The sequence below is a fragment of the Rheinheimera lutimaris genome (assembly GCF_013283795.1).
Taxonomy (GTDB): domain Bacteria; phylum Pseudomonadota; class Gammaproteobacteria; order Enterobacterales; family Alteromonadaceae; genus Alishewanella; species Alishewanella lutimaris.
Genome location: NZ_JABSOD010000008.1, coordinates 45,482 through 67,552, shown reverse-complemented (window position 1 = coordinate 67,552; position 22,071 = coordinate 45,482). Strand labels below are relative to the sequence as shown.

Sequence of the window (22,071 nt, the reverse complement as noted above, 5' to 3'; positions counted from 1 at the left end):
GACAAAATTCTGAGCGGGATTTAAGTTTAGTGATGTAACCGGTTTCATTGGCAGTGATCAAAGAATTGCGCCAATACGCTCAAGATAGCGCAATAAATATAACAAGCGGTACCAGCCGGCAACAGTGCCGGCATCAACAAGGGGAGAGTAAGTGTGAACAGAGTTAACTCGGGTACGTATTTCCGTACAGCCGCGGCAGCCATGCTGCTGTTAGCCACTATTACCGGCTGTAAACCTGCAGCAACCACCACCGAAGTCGCAGCGAATGTTGCTGCTACCACTGAAACTACTGCAGCATCATCTGATAACTGGCAGTGGCTGTTTAATGGTGAATCTGTCGACGCCTGGACCGGCAACGGCGGTAAAGCACCGGGCGAACAGTGGCAAATTATCGACAATGCCCTGGTACTTACCAGCGGCGGTGGTGGTGATATCGTCAGCAAACAAAGCTTTACCAATTTTGAACTGGAACTGGAATGGCAAATTGCCGCGTCCGGCAACAGTGGTATCTTCTATAAGGTTGCCGGTGCCGACGGCGCAGTTTGGTCCAGTGGTCTGGAATATCAGCTGTTAGACGATGACAACTACCCGGGCCACGATAAACCTATTCACTTCAGCGCCTCATTATTTGATATTTACGCGCCGCAAGTTGATGCCCATTTGCCAGCAGGTAGCTGGAATACGACCCGCATAGTAGTGCGCCACCCGCAAGTAGAGCACTGGCTCAACGGCAAGCTGGTACTGCAGTTTGAGCTGGGTTCAGCCGACTGGCAACAGCGCACTGCCAACAGCAAGTTTGCCAGCATGGACGCCTTTGCCAAAACCGAGCGCGGCCATATTGCGCTGCAAGACCATGGTGATAAGGTAGCCTTTCGTCAGATCCGTATCCGTGCGTTATAACAGGAGCATGTTATGGGATTCAGTGGTATTGGGATCTGGCAGCTGACGATAGTACTGCTGATTATATTGTTAGTGTTTGGCAGTAAAAAACTGCGCCATCTGGGCGCCGATTTAGGTGCCGCTGTGTCCGGTTTACGCCGTGGTTTAACGGCAGAACCGGAACAACAATCGCAGCCAACAACAGTGCAGGAGCAACGCCATGAGCCTTAACCGCCGTCGGTTTCTTTCCGCTGCTGCCGTTGCCGGGCTGGCCAGTCAGTTACCGCTAAGCTGGTCGTTGTTTGCCGCCGGCCCGGTACAACCGAAAATTTCGCTGGCGCAGTGGTCCTTGCATCGCCAGCTGCGTTCCGGTCAGCTTAAAGTGCTGGATTTTGCTGTGAAAACCCAGCGTGATTTTCAGCTCGACGCAGTCGAATACGTGAATCAGTTTTTTGCCGACAAAGCGCAAGACCAGCTGTTTTTACGTCAGTTAAAACAGCGCGCCGATGACAGCGGTGTCCGCAGCTTATTGATCATGGTTGACGCTGAAGGCGATCTGGCCGCAGTGGATGCAAAGCAACGCCTGCAGGCGGTGGAAAATCACTATAAATGGGTTGAAGCCGCTGCCTTTTTAGGCTGCCATGCTATCCGCGTCAGTATCGCAGACCATGCCAAAACCGATGCTCTGCAGATGCAACAAGCAGCAGTGTCCGGCCTGCAACAATTGGCAGCTTTTGCTGCGCCCTTTGGTATCAACATTATCGTCGAAAATCACATGGGCCACTCAATGGATGCCAACTGGTTGGCTACAGTACTGCAGCAGGCCGGTAATGTTGGCAGCCTGCCCGATTTTGGTAACTTTAGTGGTGATAAATATCAGGGCATGCAATTGCTGCTGCCTTATGCCAAAGGGGTCAGTGCCAAAAGTTATGCTTTTGATGACAGCGGCGCCGAGCGCAGTATCGATTATCAACGCATGTGGCAACTGATCCAAAACGCCGGCTATCAGGGCTATATCGGCATTGAATACGAAGGCCCAAATGCTGACGAAGACGCCGGCATCCGTGCTACCAGAGATTTACTGCTGGCCGTCGCCAGCCACGCCGGACGTTAAGGCTAAGCCTGAGGTCCGGTATTTTTGCGGTTGCAGTGTAACCGGTTACAAATTGCGGTTAGAACACGACTAATGCCATAGCGGCAAACAATATTATAACAAGGCGCACTGGTACAAAGTGTGCAGACGAGGAGAGTGCAAGATGTCAGGACCATCCGGACAACAGGAATATGATGTAATAGTGGTCGGCTCCGGTGCCGGCGGTGGTATGTCGGCGCTGATACTCAGTATTGCCGGCTTAAAGGTGTTGATGCTCGAAGCAGGGCGGCATTATGACCCGGTAACCGAAACGCCGATGTTTAACCTGCCAAAAGATGCACCACTGCGCGGTGCCAGTACACCGGACAAACCCTTTGGCTTTTATGATGCCACCATCGACGGTGGCTGGCAGGTACCGGGTGAACCCTATACTCAGGCCAGCCACGAGCCACAGCAACGCTTTGACTGGTGGCGGGCCCGTATGTTGGGCGGCCGTACCAACCATTGGGGGCGTATTTCACTGCGTAACGGCGAGTACGACTTTAAACCCTATAGTCGCGATGGGCTGGGGCTTGACTGGCCGATAAGCTATGCCGATTTAGCGCCTTACTACGATAAAACCGAAATGCTGATAGGTGTGTACGGTGAAACCGGCCACGGGTTAGAAAACACCCCAGACTCGCCGGAAGGCATTTTACAACCGGCACCAAAGCCGCGTGCTTACGAGCTATTGGCAAAGAAATCCTGTGATGAGTTGAAAATCCCGGTGATCCCGGCGCATTTGGCCATTTTAAGCCAGCGCCAGGACCATACCCGGTTACCGGCGAAACTGTTTCCACACAGTGCTTTGGGGCAAAAAGTGGTGGCAGACTCTATGCAATCCCGTGCGGCCTGCTTTTGGGCCACACCGTGTGGCCGTGGTTGCTCTATTAAAGCCAATTTCCAGTCAACCACGGTGCTGATCCCGCCGGCGCTTGCTACCGGCAACCTGACCATTATTACCGATGCTATGGTGCGCGAAGTTACGCTGAACAAAGCCGGTAAAGCCGATGGCGTGATCTACATCGATAAAAACAGCCGCCAGGAAGTGAAAGTTAAAGGCCGCGCAGTCGTGGTGGCGGCCAGTGCCGCTGAAACAGCGCGAATTTTCCTCAATTCACGCAGCCCGTTGTTTCCGGACGGCATTGCTAACAGCTCAGGTTTGGTCGGTAAATACCTTATGGACACTGTCGGCGCTGGTGTCAGCGGCCAAATTCCGGCGCTGGAAGGCCTGCCGCCGATGAATGAAGACGGCGCATCCGGTATGCATTTGTACCAGCCCTGGTGGCTGTACAAGCAGCAAAAGGCCGGCAAGCTGAATTTCGCCCGCGGTTACCATATTGAAATGAGCGGTGGTCGCGGGATGCCGGGGGCCGGTGCCTTTGGCGGTTTGCAGAGCTTTACCGAAGGCGCTTACGGTGCTGACTTTAAGCAAGCGTGCCGACGCTACTACGGTACCTTTGTCCATTTTGCCGGCCGCGGTGAAATGATCCCGAATGAAAACAGCTATGCCGAACTGGATCCGACGGTGGTAGATCAATGGGGCATACCGGTGCTGAAGTTTCACTGGCAGTGGTCAGAGCATGAGATAAATCAGGCCGCGCATATGCATAAAACCTTTGCCGATATTATTACCGGCATGGGCGGCAAGGTAACCAGCAGCATTGAAACCGATGGCCGTAAGGCTATCGCCAGTGGCGGTTCTATTATCCATGAAGTGGGCGGCACCATTATGGGGGCTGACCGCAAAAAATCCGTGCTGAATCAGCATTGTCAGGCGTGGGATGTACCTAACTTGTTTGTCGCCGACGGCGCGCCTTTTGCGTCGAACGCCGATAAAAACCCAACCCTGACTATTCTGGCGCTTGCCTGGCGCACCAGTGATTACATTGTTGAGCAGTTCAAGCAAAGGAATATTTAATATGGCACACGACAACCAAGACCATAACACCAATTTAAAACGCCGTGATGCGCTAAAGCTGCTGGCAACGGCTGCCGTGGCGATACCGGTAATTAGCATGGCCGGCCACGCGGCGGCGGTAACGGCGAAAACCAAAGGCGCTGAACTGATTTACCGGCCCACCGATCCGGATATGCTTAAACCGATAGTGCCGTGGTCTATGACACTGACTCAGGCTGAGCTGGATGATTTGGCGGTGCTGGCTGACATCATTATTCCGGAAGATGCGCAGTCGCCTTCTGCCGCCAGCTTGGGGGCACAACACTTTATTAATGAATGGGTCAGCGCGCCTTATCCGCAGCAAAAGGCTGATTTAATCCTGGTGCGCGGTGGTTTGGTTTGGTTAAACGGTGAAGCAAAAAAACGCTTCGGCAAAGCCTTTGCCGAGCTGAATGCCGACCAACAGCAGCAAATTTGTGACGATATCTGTTATGAGCCCAAAGCGGCGGACAACCTGAAACACGGTGCGCGTTTCTTTGCCAAAGTGCGGGACTTAACTGCTACAGCGTTTTACACCACTGACCCCGGCATGGCAGACATTGGCTATATCGGCAACAAACCAACAGCCAGTTTTGATGGCCCCTCTGACGAGGTACTGCGCAAGCTGAAACTGAAAAGTTAAACCAGGGCCCTCGCGCTAGAGGGCACCTCAATCTGACACAAGTGATAACAACAGGGTTCTGACTGCGTTTAGGCGGTAAGAGAAACTCATTGCTCAGAACAATAGCTAAAACTAAAAAAATGAGAGCAACACACTATGTCCTATAACAATAGCTACAGTAAAACGGGGAACACCACGCAGCCTGCGCGGCTGCGAAAACACCGGCTGGCGCAGGCAGTCAGCCTGAGCTTGTTATTATCAGCGGCTAATACTGCATTGGCGCAACAAGCTGAGCCGGCAACAGACAACAAAGAAGAAGTAGAAATTGAAGTGGTGCAGGTGCGCGGCATTCGCGCCAGCATGGCCGAAAATATGGCTATTAAGCGGCTGTCCAGCGCAGTGGTGGATGCTATTACCGCAGAAGATATCGGTAAGTTTCCGGATAAAAACATCGCTGACTCGCTGCAGCGCGTGCCGGGCGTGGTGATCCAGCGCGATGGCGGCGAGGGATCAACGGTGAGTATCCGTGGTTTGTCGTCTGATCTGACGTTTACTCAATTAAACGGTAACTTTATTGCATCGTCGCCGGGCGAACCATCGCGTTCGTTTGATTACACCCTGCTGCCCTCGGCCATGATCCAGAAGGTAGAGGTATTTAAATCACCTGAAGCCCGGTTAGATGCGGGTGGTGTTGGTGGTACCGTACTGCTGCACACGCGCAAACCGTTTGATATGGAAGCTAATTCCGGCGTATTAAATATCGAATCTACCTACGCCGATGTTACCGACAAATACGAGCCGCAGTTTACCGGGGTGTATTCGTGGAAAAACGAGGCTGAGAGTGTTGGTCTGCTGGTTGGCTATACCCGGCAAAACCGTACCAGCCGCGTGCTGTCTGGCGGCACAGATTCAAGTATCTGGCGCTGGAGTGGCGTAGCGGATACCGCTGTAGATGTTAACGGCAACCCGGTAGATAACAATAACAACTGGGCAGAGCTGACGGATGCACAGGGCAATGTTTATAACGGTGTCTGGTTTCCGCAGGTGGCGCGGGTTGGCATTACCAAAGAAGAGCGCGAGCGTGAGGGCTTGCAGTTAACCGGACAATGGCGGCCAACTGACCGGCTGGAACTGGGGTTTAACTATTTTGGCTTTACCCTGGGTCAGGACAGAACCCGCTCAGGGGTGTCGATGCCGGAGTGGTCATTAAACCCTAATTTTCTTACCGGCGTAACGCTGGATGATTCCGGTACCGTTATTACCGGCATGGACTATACCGTCGGCGCCGGTGGTGCTGAAAACGACTTGCAGTTTCCGTGGATGAATGGCAGCTATGTCAGAGAAGAATCTACCTCTGATACTTTCGATTTTAACCTCAGCTACGAGGGTGACACTTACCGGCTGAAACTGGTTGCCGGTAACACAGAGGCTAAAGGCGGGCCTACAGAAAGCTGGGATGTGGCGTATAAGAGTTCAAACTGGGGCGAAAACCAACCCTTTATTGAGAATGCTGCTCAATATGCCGGCTGGGCGCTGGGCGATCGTATGTCGATGTATATGGATCCAAGCACGCTAACCAACTTGTTAAGTGGTGTCGGCGGAGGTCGGGATCCCGGCTCGTCTAACTCCAGCTTTGTACGCAGCACGTTAGAAGAGCGCTACTATCAGTTTGATCTTGATTTTGATGTTGATTGGGGGATTTTTACCCTGGTTCGTACCGGCCTGAAATTCCGTGATGCCAAGTTACACCGCGAAACCGGCAATAACTTTTTCCTGGCGCCGGATTTTGACATTGAAGGTGCGCTGGCCAGTGGCCGGGGGATTGACCAGTTTGACAGCTATCAGTGGAATGGTGGTATGCCACTGGCAAAAGACGTATTAAAACAGCAAGGTGAAGGTAATATTGCCGGTGGCTTTGATATTAACCTGATGCCGGTTATTGACTGGGACAAGTATCGCGACATTATTTTAAGCAACTACAAGCCTTATACCCGGATCGAAGATAATTTTGTCTATAACATCCGTGAGCAAGGTAAAGCATTTTACCTGCAGGGCGATTTCAGCTTTGGTGATTTTCGCGGTAACACCGGTGTGCGGGTAGTAAAAACCAAAACCACCGGCGAATCGACTGATTTGTATACCTACTTTCTTGATCATACCGACGATGTAACCGGTTTACCTGTTACCGGTGACGCCCGTTTTGTCGAAAATTGGCAGCTGATATCGCAAACCAGCGAGGAAACCTATGTATTGCCCAGCCTGAACCTGGTGTGGGACGCTGGTGATAACCTGGTGGTACGTAGTGCGCTGGCCAAAGTGATGTCGCCGCCGGGCTACGGTGATTTGGGTAGCCAGGAGCGTATAAGCTTTGTTTCAGATGAATGGGCAGATGACCGCGCCGCTTTTAACACTCAACCGGGTTTTAGCGGCAGTGGTGGTAATAAAAACCTGAAACCGTTTGAATCGATGCAGGCCGATGTGTCCATCGAGTACTACTACGGCACCGGCTCAGCAGTGGGTATGGCGCTGTTTTATAAAGACGTTGACAACTTTGTTGTGCCGCTGATCATTGATTCGGTGCGCGATTTTGCCGGCGAGCCGGGTGTGGTTGAGCCGGGCCAAATCACTGTTAGCCCGTACAGCACTGTAGGTAATGGCTCTAATGCCAAGTCGCAGGGCGTGGAGCTGTTTATTCAGCACGCTTTTGCCAACGGATTTGGCCTGAATGCCAACTATACCTACAACAAAACCAACCAGGCTGATGTGAATGTCGATGGCGAAAAATTTGGCGAATCGCCGCTGGTAGGTAGCGCTAAGTACCAATACAACCTGTCGGCGTTTTACGAAACGGACGATTACAGCATCCGAGCCTCTTACAACAAGCGTGGCGAAACCGTGCTGGGTATTAACAGTGGTTTAAACGTGTACCAGGACCCGTACGATCAGGTCGATGTAAATGCCTCCTACGCCCTGACCGAGCGCTGGCTACTAAGTGCTTCGGTAATCAACCTGACTAAATCTGAGTCAACCTCCAGGTTAGGTAATGACACCGATGCGCGCTTTTTAAGCAATAGCTACTCTGGCCGGCGTTACTACGCGGGTATTACGTTTAATTTCTGAACCAGGCAGACAAGAGGCAGAACATATAATGAAAACAATACAACAACGTCAGCTGCTGTGTGCCATGGCAGCGGCATTAGCGGTGCTAACCGGCTGCGACAGTGGTGAAACGCCGGATGTGAATAATGCACCTACACCGGTATCAACCTCAGCTGATCTAAGCGCCAGTGCAGTAAAAGGTATTTTAACCGGCGCCGCTGTTAGTGTGAGCGCCCTAAACGGCACAGCGGTAACCAGCACTGCTACGCAAACTGACAGCAGCGGTATGGCCGCTACCACCCTGACATCAGCACCTGGCTATGCTTTTAGCGCAGTGCACAAGCTGGTGGTTACCACTACCGCCGGTAGCAGCATGCTGTGTGATCTTAACCTGTGCGGCGAAGCAGCCTTAGGTGCTGCAGTCGGCGCAGACGCGCTGGGAGAGGTAACCCTAAGCAACCTGTTTTGGTTAAAAACGCCGCTTGGTGCAACTGCCGATGGCACCGCAGATGCCACGGTGCAGGTTAATGCCCTAACCACTTTTGCCAGCCAGTTGCTGGAGGCCGCCATTACCGGAGGGCGTAATGTGTCGGCACTGGCTACGCTGGAGCCGGCGCAACTGGAGTATTCCGCGCAGCTGCTACGCATTCTTGGCGTAGACATGCCGGCAATAAACCTGATGCAGCAACCACTGCTCAGCGCCGACAACGCGGAGAACTTCGCCCAAAGCAGCAACCAGTTAATTCGGTTGTCCTTTGTTAATGCTGCCTTTGCCTACATTGGTGCTGGGGCAACCCTGGCCGATACGTTCGCCGCCGCAGCAGCACAGGTTGCGCTGGCCGCAGAAGGTGATGAGGCAGCAGCCACAGCACTGCGCCAACAGTTGCTTGATGCATTGCAGGGCCATCCGGTGCTGGCAGAGTTGGGTTTAACCCCGGACAGCATTATTGATGTTGAACTGCCGCTGGTAGTGGCTAAAAACAGCAGCGGGCCGATCCGTGAATACACCACTGCGGCTTACTTAACCGGTGCGCAAATCAGTTTCCGCGGTGCTATCAGCGATGGCGAAAGTGGTGACCAGGCCTTTGATGGCAGTGCCGATACTAAATGGCTGGATAATACTGCGGTGCCAACTGCAGATGCGCCGGCTTGGCTAACGCTGCGGTATGCCCAGCCGCAAGCTATCAGTGTGTTATCTATCACCAGCGCTAACGATGCACCGGATCGCGATCCGGAAAACTTTAACCTGCAAGCCTCTAACGATGGTGAAAGCTGGTTTACGTTGGGGCAGTGGGCTGGTATCAGCTTTGAGCAGCGCTTAACCGCGCAGGATTTTGCTTTTAGCAACAGCCTGCCGTACAGCTATTACCGGCTCAACATCACTAAAAATAAAGGCGATACTAACTTAATGCAACTGGCCGAAGTACAGTTGTTTGGCCCGGTGTATCCCGACCAAATTCAGCAAGGCGGCAGTATCAGTGCCAGTGGCGCCATTGGCGATGCAGAAAGCGCCGATATGGCATTTGATGGCTTGCTAAACACAAAATGGCTGGATAATACTGCGGTGCCAACGGCTGAGCAACCTTCCTGGGTACAGGTGCAGTTTAGCGAAGCAAAAGCGGTTAGCAACATTGCTATCAGCAGCGCTAATGATGCGCCCGAGCGTGACCCGGAAAACTTTAACCTGCAGGCCTCTAACGATGGCGTCAGTTGGCTGACATTAGGCGAGTGGGCCGGTGAGAGTTTTGATAGTCGCGGCCAACGCCGTTTGTTCAGCACCAGTAATAGCCTGGCGTATAACTACTACCGGCTGAATATCACAAAGAACAAAGGTGATAGCAGCTTAATGCAAATTGCTGAAATTGAGCTTGTCGGGCCGGCAATGCCAGCGCTTAATCATGCTTTAACCGCTACTGCGGTAACCTCCAGCGGTGCCATCAGTGAAGCCGAAGCGGCCGACTATGCCTTTGATGGTGACAGCCAGACTAAGTGGCTGGATAACACAGCAGTGCCAACTGTTGAGGCCCCGGCCTGGGTCAGTGTTGTTCTGGCAGAGCCGCAAGCGGTGAATATGCTGGCGCTGGTTAGTGCTAATGATGCACCGGATCGCGATCCGGAGAATTTCAGCCTGTTAGCCTCGAATGATGGCGAATCCTGGCTAACGCTGGGCCAATGGGCCGGTATAAGTTTTAGCGAGCGCGCCGGGCGGCAAAGCTTTGCGGTCGCCAATGCATTGGGTTACAGCCATTACCGGCTGAATATCACTAAAAACAAAGGTGATAGCGCCTTAATGCAGGTAGCAGAAATTGAGCTGATAGGCCCGCAGGTACAGGCGCAGGATCACAGTGATAATGGTGCAGCACAGGTTACTGAGCGTGCGGCTATCAGTGATGGCGAAGCGGGCACTATGGCGTTTGATAATGACCCGGCAAGCAAATGGCTGGATAACGGCGGTGTACCGTCGGTTGAAGTGCCATCCTGGTTGGAAATCAGCCTGCCAGAACCGGTGATCGTGAATACCTTTGCTATGACCAGTGCAAACGATGCGCCGGAGCGCGATCCGGAGAACTTCCGTCTGCTGGGTTCAAACGATGGTGAAAGCTGGCAGCTATTGGGAGGCTGGGCAGGTGAAAGTTTTGCCGCCCGTGCTGAGCGGCGCAGCTTCAGCCTGTTAAATGGCCGCAGCTTCAGCCACTACCGCATTGAGATCACAAAAAACAAAGGTGATACCAATTTAATGCAGGTGGCAGAATTTGAGCTGATTGGGCCGGTGCTATAAGCTAAAACATTGTTGTTATATAAAAGGCGCAGCTAAGTCTGCGCCTTTATCATAAAGGTAATCTGATCGATGTTAACTCTAAGCTCTGCACTGTTTGCCGGTATCGATGCCGGCGGCAGCCATTGCCGGGTGCGGCTGGAAGATGAAAGCCGCAATCTGCTCGGCGAAGGCCACGCCGGCGCCGCAAACCTGGGACTGGGCTGGGCACAGGTTGAAGCCAATGTTTGGCAGGCGCTAAATGCCGCTTTGCTGCAGGCCGGGCTGGATAACCGTGCATACACGCGCTTGCATGTGGGGGCCGGTTTTGCCGGTGCCCATCTGGTTGGCTTAAAAGCTAAGGCGCTGCAGTGGCAGCACCCTTTTGCCAGCTGGCACGTTACCACCGATTTACACGCCGCCTGCTACGGAGCTCACAGTGGCGAGCCAGGCAGTGTCATTATCCTTGGTACCGGCTTTAGTGCGATCGGGCTGACGGAGCAGGGCGAGACGCTGCTTGGTGGCTACGGCTTTCCCATTAATGCGGTGTGCAGTGGTTCCGGTTTGGGTTTACAGGCGGTACAGGCAGTATTGCTGGCACTGGATGAACTGGCACCAAAAACCAAGCTGACTGCCTTACTGCAGCAACATTTTAATGGTGGTGCGGCACAAATAGCAGAGCAACTGCTGCAAGCTACACCGCAGCACTATGCTGAGCTGGCGCCGCTGGTGTTTCAGGCGGCAGACAACGGCGATAACGTTGCGCTAAATATGCTGCAACAGGCATTCGATTTTATAACAACGCTTAACCAGCAGCTACCGCCAGGTCGTTGTTGCCTGCTAGGTGGCGTCGGCCAGCGCTTGCTAACTTATTTGCCGCCGGTGCAGCGCAGCCGCTTTAGTGCGCCGCTGGCCCCAGCAACGGTAGGGGCTATTTATTATGCCCGCCGCCATCTGGCCGTTGCAGCGCAGGAGGCTAAGCCGTATGGCGCAAATTGAAGTTTGTCTTGATAGCGACAGCCGTTACCTGACGCAGAATATCCGCACGGTTTGCGCCGCCGGTATTGACAGCATTGAGCTGTGCAGTCAAATGGCGCAGCAGGGCTTATCTGTCAGTGCGGACGCTCTGCGTCAGGCGCGTGCGGCCTGTAATTCGCATACGCAGCTGCGGGTTATGCTCAGGCCCAGAGCTGGTAATTTTGTCTATTCGGTTACAGAGCAGCAGCAAATACAAGTGCAGTTACTGCAAGCAGCAGAAATGGGCGCTGATGGCATAGTGGTAGGTGCATTAACAACAGATGCGCAGCCGGATCTGCCATTTTTAACTCAGTTGCTGCGACAGTGCCGCCAACTGGGCCTGACTTGCACTTTTCACCGCGCTTTTGACGCCTGCGCCAGTCCGGCAGAAACGGTAGAGCAACTGTTGGCATTAGGCGTACAGCGGCTACTCAGCAACGGCACACCCTGGCAGCAACAGCAAAGCATAACGCAGGGTGTACGCCAGTTAGCGACGCTACAGCAGTATATTGCCGGGCGCCTGGTGCTGGTGGCCGGCGGCGGGGTTACGCTGGCTAATTTGCCACAGCTGCAACAAACACTGCACGGCAATACGCAGCTGTGCTGGCATGTGCATTCGGCGGTGCTTACCGAAGGTAAAGTCGATAGCGCTAAGCTGGAGCAACTACAACATTGCCTGACTGAACAGGCTGGGTCAAACCCGCAACAAGGAGAGCCACATGCTTAAGCGCCGGTATTTTTTAAAACTCAGCGCTATGCTTGGCGCCGGAGCAACAGCTTCAGCCTTGTTGCCGGGGTGTGCGGCTGTGGCTGCGCCGGCACGTAAACCTGTGGTGATCAGCACCTGGGATTTTGGCTTACAGGCGAATAAGGTGGCGTTTAATTTACTGCAGCAAGGCAAGCGCGCCGTCGATGCGGTGCAGCAAGGCGTAATGCTGACTGAAGCCGACCCGACCGAGCGCAGTGTCGGCTATGGCGGCCGGCCGGATCGTGACGGCAAAGTCACGCTGGACGCCTGCATTATGGATGAATTTGCCAATATCGGCGCGGTGGCGGCGCTGCAGCAGATTAAACACCCGGTGGCAGTAGCGCGGGCGGTAATGGAGCAGACACCGCATGTAATGCTGGTTGGCCAGGGCGCGCTCGATTTTGCGCTGGCGCAGGGCTTTGTCGCCGAAAACTTACTCACCGCAGAATCACAGCAGGAATGGCGGCAGTGGTTAAAAGATGCTAACTACCGGCCAGTCGTTAATATCGAAAATCATGACACCATAGGTATGTTGGCGCTGGACAGCCACGGCAATTTAGCCGGTGCCTGCACCACCAGTGGCATGGCGTTTAAACTGCACGGCCGGGTCGGTGATTCGCCGATTATCGGCGCGGGGCTTTATGTCGATAACGAAGTGGGCGCGGCCACCGCCACCGGCCATGGCGAAGAAGTGATCCGCGTAACGGGATCTTTTCTGGTGGTAGAGCTGATGCGGCAGGGCTACAGCCCACAACAGGCGTGCGAACAGGCGGTGCAGCGTATTTATCACAAACTGCAACTGCGCAAAGGTAATATAGCCGACACCCAAATTGGTTTTATTGCGCTTAATAAGCAAGGCGAGCATGGCAGCTACTGCCTGCAACCTGGGTTTAACTTTGCTGTGCAGCATCAGGGCGAAAGCAAGCTGCACGCTGCGGCAGCATTGCTACGCCGGTAAAGCCGCCTGTGCCAGAGCCTGCCGGCATAAAACTGCCAACTGTTGCAGCGCAGCAGCTAATTCCGGCTGGCTGCTGTTGGCAATACCCAGCACCAGGCCATAACGTGGCTCACCGGCAAACAAATAACGGCTTAGCGGCTGAACTTTAAACTGCTGCTGCGCCAATAGCTGTTGCAGCGCCACCTCATCCACTGCATGTGAAAATTCCAGCACTAAATGCAGCCCGGCATCTAAGGCATGCAAACGACATTGTGGCAGTTCCTCTTGCAACAGCTTTACGGCAAACTGCTTATTTTGCTGATAGTGGCGGCGCATTTTACGCAAATGCCGGCCAAAATGGCCCTCAGTGATAAAATCGGCCAGTGCCGCCTGTGGCAACAACGCCACATCGCCATGCAGTGCCTGTAGTATGGCCGCCGCCTGCGCTATTACCCGCCGCGGCGCCACCAGATAACCGAGGCGCAGCGCCGGAAACAGCGTTTTACTGAACGAGCCGGCAAATAATACGCCCTCGCCGCCAGCCAAACCCTGTAAGCTGGCAACCGGGCGGTGACGGTATTGAAACTCGCTGTCATAGTCATCTTCTACCAGCCATACCCCTTGTTGCCGTGCCCAGTCCAGTACAGCCATTCGCTGTGGCAGTGGCATAATGCCGCCCAGCGGGTATTGATGGCCCGGCGTTAAAAACAGCGCTTTTGCTGCTGTGTTGTCGGGCAGTGCGCTGATATCCAGGCCATCAGCACCGCCGGCATCCAGATGCTGCACTTGCAGTTCGCACAGCTGCAATGCCTGTTTTAAGCGCGGGTAGCCCGGACTCTCCATCAGTACCTGTTCACCGCAGCGGGCGACTAACTTAGCTGCAATAAACAGCGCCTGCTGGGCACCGGCAGTGATCAGAATGCTTTGCTCATCACACACCACCTGCCGTGCCTGGCGCAGGTACTGCACCAGCGCCTGGCGTAGCGGCAAATAACCCTGTGGATCAGCAAAACCGCCCAGCGCCGCCCGCTGACAATGGCGTTGCAACATGCGCTGCCAAATCGCATAAGGAAACTGCTGCAGTGCAGACACGCCGGGTTGCAATAAGCCATTTACCGCCCCGGTTTTATTGGCCAGGCCATACTGTTGCGTAGCCAGCTCAGGTAAGCGGCTGGCGCTGGCAGCTGCAGGTTGAAAATGCTGCTCGGGTAAGGCGGCTACCCGGTAACCCTTGCCGGGCAGGCCTTCAATGTAGCCTTCGGCGACCAACTGCTGCAGTACCTGATTGACGGTATTGCGGCTAAGGTTTAAATCGCTGGCCAGCATCCGGCTGGATGGTAACAAAGCACCGCTGGGCCAGACCGCCGTTAATAGTTGCTGTTGTAACAGCAAATACAGCTGCTGGCGCAAACTGCCTGTGCCACTAAGTTGCAAGCCATCAGTCACTAAGCGCAACTGGATCTCCTTATTTGTTAAAACCGGTACTTTTTATGATACCAGTTTAGCCGCTATGCTAACGGCAACACAACAGGAGGCCAGGCAATGACGATAGTGTATCAACAGGAAAGCAGTTTTAAGCTGGACGAAATGCTGGCGCTGTACCGCGCATCCGGCATTAACCGGCCAACGGACGACAGTGCGCGCATGGCAATTATGTTGGCCAGCAGCAATTTGCTGATCAGCGCCAGATTGGATGGCAACCTAGTCGGGTTGGCGCGCTGTTTAAACGATAAAGCTTATGTGGTGTATATCTGTGATTTATTAGTCGATAAAGCTTACCAGCAACAGGGCATTGGCAAGGCGCTGCTGACCGCGGTGCAACAGGCTACCGGACCGCAGGTGCAGCAGCTATTACGCAGCGCTCCGTCTGCTATGCAGTATTATCCGGCAGTGGGTTTTACCGCGATAGATAATGCTTTTCATATTCAGCGTCAGTGCTGATAAGGAGGCTGCAGTGTATCCACCACCGTATTATCACACAACAAACCGTGCGCAATTACAGAGGTTTTTACAACAGCATTACTTTGGCCTGCTGCTAAGCAATAATGCCAGCTTAAGCTATACACCACTGCCGTTTTTATTTGCCTGGCACAGCAGCGGCGATAAGGCGTACTGCCATCTGGCACGCAATAACCCGCAGCTTAAGCAACTGGATGGGGCAGAGGTGAGCCTTATTATTCAGGGGCCGCATGCTTTTGTTGCCGCCAGCTGCTACAGCAAGCAACCGGCCGTATCAACCTGGAACTTCGCCATGGTTGAACTTAAAGGTATAGCTCGTGTGCTGGATAACGAACAAACTTTGGCGCTGGTGAGAAAACAGGAGGCACACAGCGCACCCGCTATGCTGCAATCTGAGATCTATCAGCAACAGCTGGTCAAGGCGATTGCGGGCATAGAGATAAGGCTGAGCAATGTAAGCGGCCGCTTTAAGCTGTCACAAAATAAAGCGCCGGCAGAGCAGCAAGCGGTAATCGACTATTTGCAGCAAACCGAACAGCCCGCCACAGTGTGGCAGATGATGCAGAATTAAGCGGGAAAAAAGCCCGGCAAAGCCGGGCATCTTTATTACATCACGCTGGTAATAGCGTCACGTGCACTGCGATACAGCGCACCAACGGTTTTTTCAAATACCCAGCGGATAAACTTAAAGGTCAATTCGGTTACGGTAGTTACTGCTTGTCTGGCAAAAGCCAGCATATGGCCTAACAAGCCTTTTGCTTGTTCTGCAAATTTTGCTGATGCTTTGGCAATACTTTCCAGTGATCGCGCAAGCATGTCATAAAATGTCAGCCCGGTGCCAATAGCCGCTTGTGCCATAACAGCCGTGTAGTAACCGGCATCTTTGAGCAAGGTAATTAATGCACCACTGATTTTATCCGCCCAGTAGGAGGAAAATGATGCTTGATTCCGGTTCTCATACTTTAATCGTATCTGCTCCAAATTAGCTGAAGAGCGCTGATTTAGCGCTTGCCAGCTACGCGTATTAGCAGTATTCAGATAACCCGGTGATTTATTTTCAGCCATACCGTGCGCTTCAACACTGATGCCAGAACCAGAGTCCAAACGGTATTCAGTGCCTTCATAGGGTGCATGAATAAAAGGCCACAATGGGATCATTGGTACAGGATCCGCGCCATGAGTGCAGCGGTAAATCGCATTTAAGGTACCGGTATGCTTCTTCGAAAAAGCATACATACCTACCCGGGGGGCGCCGAACGTATATAAATTTACATTGCACTTGTACTTATTTTTTAGCCAATCAGCGGTGAGAGATGCCAATGCACCTCCTAAGCTGTGGCCGACACAATGCACTGTTGCGCCGGCATTGCCGGATAACAGTGGTGCTAAGATCTTTTCCAGTGCGATCTTCATTGAACCAAATGTCTTGTTAAAACCAGCATGCACCATAGTGCCATTGTCGCCGCCGGTAACGCCAATGTTGCCGTTGGTGAGCCAATCCCGATTAATATGAGTACCGCGTATAGTCACAACATAATCTTTAGCAAACTGGTTAATACCTTTACCCACCAGTGCAAAGCCGGTTGTTTTGTTAAACAGGCTAAATAAGCTACCGCCGGAAACACCTTTAACCGGGCCTTGCGACAAATCAAAATTAAAGCAGTTACGGGCTTCATAATTGCCCATATTCAAGCGATAAATACCAGAAGCAGATGGGCGTTCGATCTGATAAACGATATCTGCCAATTCGGCAGCCACGCGAGGGGTTAGTGCAGACACAATTAATCTCCTTATTCGGATACGCTAGTAAGCGGTTAGTCAGTCCAGCGACAAATGCTAAATGTGCTGTGTGGAAAGTCAGGTTTTTCTATATTTGGGAATACGTGTTCAAGTTCTTCATTACTAAGGTCACAATGCAGTGCAGAAAGCTTTTTCACTACGGCTTGTTGTGGCGTAATGCTTGAGGTTGTTAAATACCACAACAGGTACTGCTTATTGTCGTAACGTGCGCTGATCACCTGGCGCGTGCGCATCTCCGCCAGGCTACCGGGTTTGCCGGAGCGAATACTTTTTGCTGAGAACATAAAACTACCATCCGCAGCAGTAGTTGTTTTATCAATAAAGTCATCGTCGTAAGTGAGTTCGCGTGATACTTCAATACCTGCAACAGGCTTACCATCCAGAGTAATAGTACCCTGTACTGCGGGTGATAAATGCACATCGTATTTTTTAAACCAACTAAACATATCTGCCATAACCTGTTGTGAGAAAACAATAAATACCAGAAAACTCAGTGCTGCTGTCAGTAGCAACAACGGCTTTCGCCTGAACATAGATGATTGCATTTGCGGCTCAGCTGAAATGACGTTGCTAAAAGATATATAAATAATGCAATTTTGTAAATTAATTATTTATGAATGTAGGGTGGAAAAGCGGAGGGAATTGGCGCTGCCGCTGGTGACAGCGCCGGGAGTGAGTAATGTTAATAGTCGAACTTATGCGCACTAAACAGCTGTTGCACGGCCAGCCAGACATCGCCAACTTCGCCGTTGCCAACCGGTTTGTCATTAACATACAGCACCGGAGCAATTTCTTTGCTGGAGCTGGTAAGCCAAATTTCATCGGCGGCCAACACTTCGGCTTCGCTGATATCGCGCTCTTCTACTTTGATGCTGCTGTGTTTGGCCAAAATGGCCAGCAGCAGTTGCCGGGTAATGCCGGGTAGCAGCTTATGGCTTAGCGGCGGCGTGGCGATAACGCCGTCTTTTACCACAAACACATTGACTGCGGCGCCTTCGGTTAAGTTGTTGTCTTTATCAAACAGCAGTATTTCCTGGGCGCCCTGGCTGTAGCTTTGCTGGTAATGCAGCACGTTGCCAAGCAGCGAGGTGGATTTAATATGGCAACGCTGCCAGCGTAAGTCCTGACCGGTAACTACGGCATAGCTGGTGGCTTTGCTTTTGTCGGCTATCGGCTCAGGCGGTATAGCAAAAGCAAAACCGAATACGGTAGGGCTGATATTGGCCGGAAAAGCATGGCCGCGTTTGGTGTCGGTGCCACGGCTTACCTGAAAGTACACGCCGAGGTTGTCGCCCAGCTCTGCACGGTTATCAGCCAGCAGTTTATCAGCAATATGCTGCCAGTCAGCCTGGTTTAGTTTGGGGTCAATTGACAGCTGGGCCAGGCCGCTGTGCATCCGCTCAATATGCGGGCCAAAACCAACAAAGTGACCGCCGTAGCTGGGGATCACTTCATAAATGCCGTCGCCGAATAAAAAGCCGCGGTCCATCGGCGATATCTTAGCTTCGCTGGCCGGTACAAAGGCGCCGTTTAAATATACTGTTGTCATAGCACTTCTCTCATCAAAGCTACTCAGATGTATGTTGAGCGGAATCGATATGCTNGGTACAAAGGCGCCGTTTAAATATACTGTTGTCATAGCACTTCTCTCATCAAAGCTACTCAGATGTATGTTGAGCGGAATCGATATGCTCTAAACCAACCGTTGAAGGCATGGATGCTGACAAATTCGTCAGGAACGAATTTGAACAGCTCCGCTGGCCCGCCAGGGTGAACTTCATGGATGAAGTTCATAACCGAGCCTACAGGGACGTATTCACGGCGTGTTGGTGTGGGCATACCGGTTCTGCGATTAGTCTGCACCCTGTATTAAGGTGGATAAATCATCAATAAGTTGCTGGCCTTCAGTATGCGCCAGGCCATCTTCGGTTAAGGTATTTAACCGGGTTACGCCATCGACACTGCCTTTGGCCGATAAATACTGCAAAATAGTCAGCGGTTCTGCCCCCGCCAGCAGGTTTTCGCCGCGCAATAGCGACACCATGGCAGCTATACCCCAGGCTGCCCAGTTTGAAACATCGGCGACAATCAGCTCATCGCACTCTGTCACGCAGGGCGTAATATTCAGCGCACTGACCGCCTGCAACAGATTTCCCATACCAATTTCATTGCCGCCATCGCCAATGCCAATGGTCGGGCAGGGGGCTTGCGTTAAAAAGTAGTCAAAGCTGGCGCAGCGCGCAGAAATATCCTCGCCGCGCATATTGGCGTAACGCTGCTGCGCATTAAAGCCAGGCCGTTCAATTGAGATAACCAATTGCGGTTTAAGCTGTGCCAGCGCCGCTTCGGCAATGGCCGGCAGGGCGTCAAACTGGTTTACGCTGATTTGATAGCATTGATAATCGGCTTTTAACGCGCTGTACAGCGGATCGCCACACACAATAACCGGCGCTGCGCCAAGGCATTTAAGTAACTGATACAAGCCAATGGCACCAACCGGGCCGTCGGTTTCAAAGGTATTCAGTACCGGAAAGCCGGTACCGATTAACACCGTACCGCGGCACTGATTAATAACACGGGCGGCGCGCAGTATATAACCCGGCCGTAAATGCGGCTTAAGGCTTGCCATGCCGCGCAGGTTTTGCCGCACTAATAACTGCTCTATCTGCTGGCTTAGTGCCAGATAATCTTGTTGCTGTGCGCTCATTTACAGGCTCACCAGTTGGCTGCTGATTGCAGCAGTGCGTACTTTGGCCAAACATAGCGCATTGTGCGCCTGCTCGGGACTGATGGGCGTAAAATATACCTCGGTACCCGCGCTGGCTTGTGCCAGCAAGGCGCAGTCGAGCGACAATACACTGCCTATTTTCGGGTAGCCACCTAAGGTTTGCCGGTCATTTAACAGCACTATCGGCTGGCCGTCGGGTGGAATTTGCACCGCGCCATAGCAGATGCCTTCAGATAGCAGCTGTGTTTGCTGGCAGCTAATGGCGCTGCCGCTGAGTTTATAACCCATACGATCGGCTTGTGGCGTCACTTTATAGCTGTTGAGGTATAAGCGCTGGCGCTCGGTAGCGGTAAAACTTTGCGCCTGATACCCCTCTATCAGGCGCAGGGTCAGCACGCGATTAAACTGTGGCCGGTAGCGTGCCGGTAATTGCAGCCTTGGCAGCTGGTTTACCACCGCAGCGGCTAAGTTGTCGCTGGTCTGCAGTTTATTACCGTTTATGCCGCCAATAGCTTCGCGTAGCACGGTAGAGCTGCTGCCAAACTGCGGCGTGACAGTAAAGCCGCCGGCCACCGCGATATAGGCGCGCAGGCCCGCAGTTACCATACCCAACTCAAGCAGATCGCCGGCTTGCACCTTAAGTACCGTCCATTGCTCCGCTGCTTTGCCGTTAATGGTCAGCGGCAGCGTCGCGCCGGTTACCGCGAGATAGCTGTGGGTATCAGCGCGCAGTTGCAGGCCGCCAACACTGCACTCTATTAACGTGGCATTGCTGTGGTTGCCCAGCAAGCGGTTAGCCCAGGCTGCAGATGGGGCGTCCATAGGCCCACCGTTGGTTAAACCCAGTGCGCCCTGACCAAAGCGGCCGCTGTCCTGCAGTAAACTCAGTACGCCGGGCGCTATTACAGTAAAACCGCTCATGGTTTATGCCCCGCACGCTCAATATCTGGCAGTCCAAGCTCCGGCAGCTCACCGCCTAAACGCAAAAACTCGGCTTTACCGATGGCGACAAAGCGTACTTCATCACCTACCGCCACCGGCATGGCCGGCTCTGCCGCGGGGTTAAACATTCTGGTCGGACACAGGCCAATTAAATTCCAGCCACCAGGAGAAGGCGCCGGATACACCGCGGTTTGCCTATCGGCAATAGCCACCGCGCCGCGTGGTACTTTGGCGCGTGGTGTGGCTAAACGCGGCATTTGCAGCACGGGGTCAACTTCGCCTAAATAGGCAAAACCGGGTGCAAAGCCAATGGCGTAAACGCGGTAACTGATAGCCTGATGCCGCTTTATCACTTCATCGATGCTGATGTTTTTTGTTTGGGCAATAAGCGCCAGATCAGGCCCGCTTTCTGCACTGTAATACACCGGCAGCTCAACCAGCTTACCGCTGTGCTGATTGGCACTTTGCAGTTGCGCCAGACAATGCTGCAATTGTGCCTTTACACGATACAGATCGGTGCGAAGCGGATTAAACAGCAGCAATACAGAAGCGTAAGAGGGTAACAAGTCGATAATATCATCGGCCAGTTCAGCGCGGATAAGCACACAGGCTTGTTGCACTAAGGCAGAAATAGCCGGGTCGATGCGCTGGTCAAAATACAGCATCAGCGCGTTTTCACCGGCAACAGTCAGATGATATTGCGGCTTACTTATGCTAACAGAGCTGTTGCCATCAGAGCTCATGCCAACAGCGCCCGGATTTGTTGCACCTGAGCAATAGCGGCCTGGTTGTCACCATGCACGCACAGCGTATCAGCGTTAAGTGCCAGCTGTTTGCCGGATACTGTGGTGACACTGCCGTGCTTAACCAACTGTCTGACCTGAGAGAGCATCTCATCGCCATGTAACACAGCGCCGGCCTGGCTGCGTGGCGTAAGCGTGCCTTCGTCGGTGTAGCGCCTGTCGGCAAAGGCTTCAAACAACAGTGCTACGCTCTGTGCCTTGGCTTGCTCTGCAAACGTCTGTTGCTGTGCCGTGGCTAAAATCATCAGCTGTAGCGGTTTGTAAAAACCGGCGACGGCCTCAAGCACGGCAGCAAACACCGCCGGTTTGGCCATCATATCGTTGTACAGGGCGCCATGCGGTTTAACATAGCTCAGCTGTGCACCGGCACTTAGCGCCATGCCATCCAGCGCGGCGATTTGATAACGCATACAGTTAACAATTTCACTGTGCGACAGCGCCATACTGCGCCGGCCAAAGCCTTGTAAGTCGGGGTAAGACGGGTGGGCACCAACGGCCACACCATGTTGTTTTGCCTGGGCTAAAGTGCGCGCCATCACATCGGCATCACCGGCGTGAAAACCACAGGCGATATTGGCCATATCAATATGCGGCATCACTTTAGTGTCCAGCCCCATCTGCCAGCTGCCAAAGCTTTCACCTAAGTCGCAATTCAGTTTCATCTTTCCTCCATACCGGAAAAATAATTTATTCATACTGCGTGGGTTTTCA

General features: G+C 53.0%; 19 protein-coding genes and 1 pseudogene. 12 read left to right on the top strand and 8 right to left on the bottom strand.

What is annotated here, in order from left to right; all coding sequences use genetic code 11:
• Positions 1 to 153: 153 nt before the first annotated feature.
• The 10 genes and pseudogenes from HRH59_RS09920 (at position 154) to HRH59_RS09875 (ending at position 13,149) form a co-directional block, all read left to right on the top strand.
• Positions 154 to 900, top strand: a complete 747-nt coding sequence (locus HRH59_RS09920; protein ID WP_173501112.1) for a 3-keto-disaccharide hydrolase — start codon at positions 154 to 156, stop codon at positions 898 to 900.
• A gap of 12 nt (positions 901 to 912) precedes the next feature.
• Positions 913 to 1,033, top strand: a pseudogene (locus tag HRH59_RS19580) (twin-arginine translocase TatA/TatE family subunit); the annotation flags it as partial.
• A 66-nt stretch (positions 1,034 to 1,099) separates the two neighbouring features.
• Complete coding sequence (locus HRH59_RS09910) at positions 1,100 to 1,993, top strand: sugar phosphate isomerase/epimerase family protein (protein ID WP_173501110.1); 894 nt, start codon at positions 1,100 to 1,102, stop codon at positions 1,991 to 1,993.
• A gap of 142 nt (positions 1,994 to 2,135) precedes the next feature.
• Positions 2,136 to 3,932, top strand: coding sequence for a GMC oxidoreductase (locus HRH59_RS09905; protein WP_173501109.1), 1,797 nt, complete (start codon positions 2,136 to 2,138; stop codon positions 3,930 to 3,932).
• A 1-nt stretch (position 3,933) separates the two neighbouring features.
• Entirely contained in the window at positions 3,934 to 4,593 is a 660-nt protein-coding gene (locus HRH59_RS09900) for a gluconate 2-dehydrogenase subunit 3 family protein (protein ID WP_173501108.1), read from the top strand.
• Between the two features lie 135 nt (positions 4,594 to 4,728).
• Positions 4,729 to 7,692: a TonB-dependent receptor gene (locus HRH59_RS09895; RefSeq protein ID WP_173501107.1), complete on the top strand. Its 2,964-nt coding sequence runs from the start codon at positions 4,729 to 4,731 to the stop codon at positions 7,690 to 7,692.
• 28 nt (positions 7,693 to 7,720) lie between these two features.
• The gene (locus tag HRH59_RS09890; RefSeq protein ID WP_173501106.1) at positions 7,721 to 10,450 is read left to right on the top strand and encodes a discoidin domain-containing protein; all 2,730 of its coding nucleotides are present in this window, start codon (positions 7,721 to 7,723) and stop codon (positions 10,448 to 10,450) included.
• A gap of 69 nt (positions 10,451 to 10,519) precedes the next feature.
• A complete protein-coding gene (locus HRH59_RS09885; RefSeq protein WP_173501105.1) occupies positions 10,520 to 11,425 on the top strand; it encodes a BadF/BadG/BcrA/BcrD ATPase family protein in 906 nt (301 codons plus the stop codon).
• Positions 11,412 to 12,170, top strand: a complete 759-nt coding sequence (locus HRH59_RS09880; protein ID WP_173501104.1) for a copper homeostasis protein CutC — start codon at positions 11,412 to 11,414, stop codon at positions 12,168 to 12,170. Before HRH59_RS09885 ends, HRH59_RS09880 begins: the two co-directional genes overlap by 14 nt.
• Positions 12,163 to 13,149: an isoaspartyl peptidase/L-asparaginase family protein gene (locus HRH59_RS09875; RefSeq protein ID WP_173501103.1), complete on the top strand. Its 987-nt coding sequence runs from the start codon at positions 12,163 to 12,165 to the stop codon at positions 13,147 to 13,149. Before HRH59_RS09880 ends, HRH59_RS09875 begins: the two co-directional genes overlap by 8 nt.
• Here HRH59_RS09875 and pdxR read toward each other — a convergent pair.
• A complete protein-coding gene (pdxR, locus tag HRH59_RS09870; protein WP_331460168.1) occupies positions 13,138 to 14,574 on the bottom strand; it encodes a MocR-like pyridoxine biosynthesis transcription factor PdxR in 1,437 nt (478 codons plus the stop codon). The genes HRH59_RS09875 and pdxR overlap by 12 nt on opposite strands.
• A 96-nt stretch (positions 14,575 to 14,670) precedes the next feature.
• Between pdxR and HRH59_RS09865 the strand changes: the two genes are divergently transcribed.
• Both HRH59_RS09865 and HRH59_RS09860 read left to right on the top strand, forming a co-directional pair.
• Positions 14,671 to 15,069, top strand: coding sequence for a GNAT family N-acetyltransferase (locus HRH59_RS09865; RefSeq protein ID WP_173501101.1), 399 nt, complete (start codon positions 14,671 to 14,673; stop codon positions 15,067 to 15,069).
• Between the two features lie 13 nt (positions 15,070 to 15,082).
• Positions 15,083 to 15,658, top strand: a complete 576-nt coding sequence (locus HRH59_RS09860) for an FMN-binding negative transcriptional regulator (RefSeq protein ID WP_173501100.1) — start codon at positions 15,083 to 15,085, stop codon at positions 15,656 to 15,658.
• A 35-nt stretch (positions 15,659 to 15,693) separates the two neighbouring features.
• On the opposite strand, the gene HRH59_RS09855 is transcribed toward HRH59_RS09860, so the two are convergent.
• The 7 genes from HRH59_RS09855 to HRH59_RS09825 form a co-directional block, all read right to left on the bottom strand.
• The gene (locus tag HRH59_RS09855; RefSeq protein WP_173501099.1) at positions 15,694 to 16,866 is read right to left on the bottom strand and encodes a lipase family protein; all 1,173 of its coding nucleotides are present in this window, start codon (positions 16,864 to 16,866) and stop codon (positions 15,694 to 15,696) included.
• A 35-nt stretch (positions 16,867 to 16,901) separates the two neighbouring features.
• The gene (locus HRH59_RS09850; RefSeq protein ID WP_231702449.1) at positions 16,902 to 17,432 is read right to left on the bottom strand and encodes a DUF6795 domain-containing protein; all 531 of its coding nucleotides are present in this window, start codon (positions 17,430 to 17,432) and stop codon (positions 16,902 to 16,904) included.
• A 137-nt stretch (positions 17,433 to 17,569) separates the two neighbouring features.
• A complete protein-coding gene (locus tag HRH59_RS09845) occupies positions 17,570 to 18,436 on the bottom strand; it encodes an aminotransferase class IV (protein ID WP_173501098.1) in 867 nt (288 codons plus the stop codon).
• A 303-nt stretch (positions 18,437 to 18,739) separates the two neighbouring features.
• Positions 18,740 to 19,594, bottom strand: a complete 855-nt coding sequence (locus HRH59_RS09840) for a DUF4392 domain-containing protein (protein ID WP_173501097.1) — start codon at positions 19,592 to 19,594, stop codon at positions 18,740 to 18,742.
• Positions 19,595 to 20,536 carry a 5-oxoprolinase subunit C family protein gene (locus HRH59_RS09835; RefSeq protein WP_173501096.1) on the bottom strand — a complete coding sequence of 314 codons (942 nt, stop codon included), beginning with the start codon at positions 20,534 to 20,536 and terminating at the stop codon, positions 19,595 to 19,597.
• Positions 20,533 to 21,300, bottom strand: coding sequence for a 5-oxoprolinase subunit PxpB (gene pxpB, locus HRH59_RS09830; protein WP_173501095.1), 768 nt, complete (start codon positions 21,298 to 21,300; stop codon positions 20,533 to 20,535). Before pxpB ends, HRH59_RS09835 begins: the two co-directional genes overlap by 4 nt.
• The gene (locus HRH59_RS09825) at positions 21,297 to 22,022 is read right to left on the bottom strand and encodes a 5-oxoprolinase subunit PxpA (RefSeq protein ID WP_173501094.1); all 726 of its coding nucleotides are present in this window, start codon (positions 22,020 to 22,022) and stop codon (positions 21,297 to 21,299) included. The genes pxpB and HRH59_RS09825 overlap by 4 nt, the downstream gene beginning before the upstream one ends.
• Positions 22,023 to 22,071: the final 49 nt, after the last annotated feature.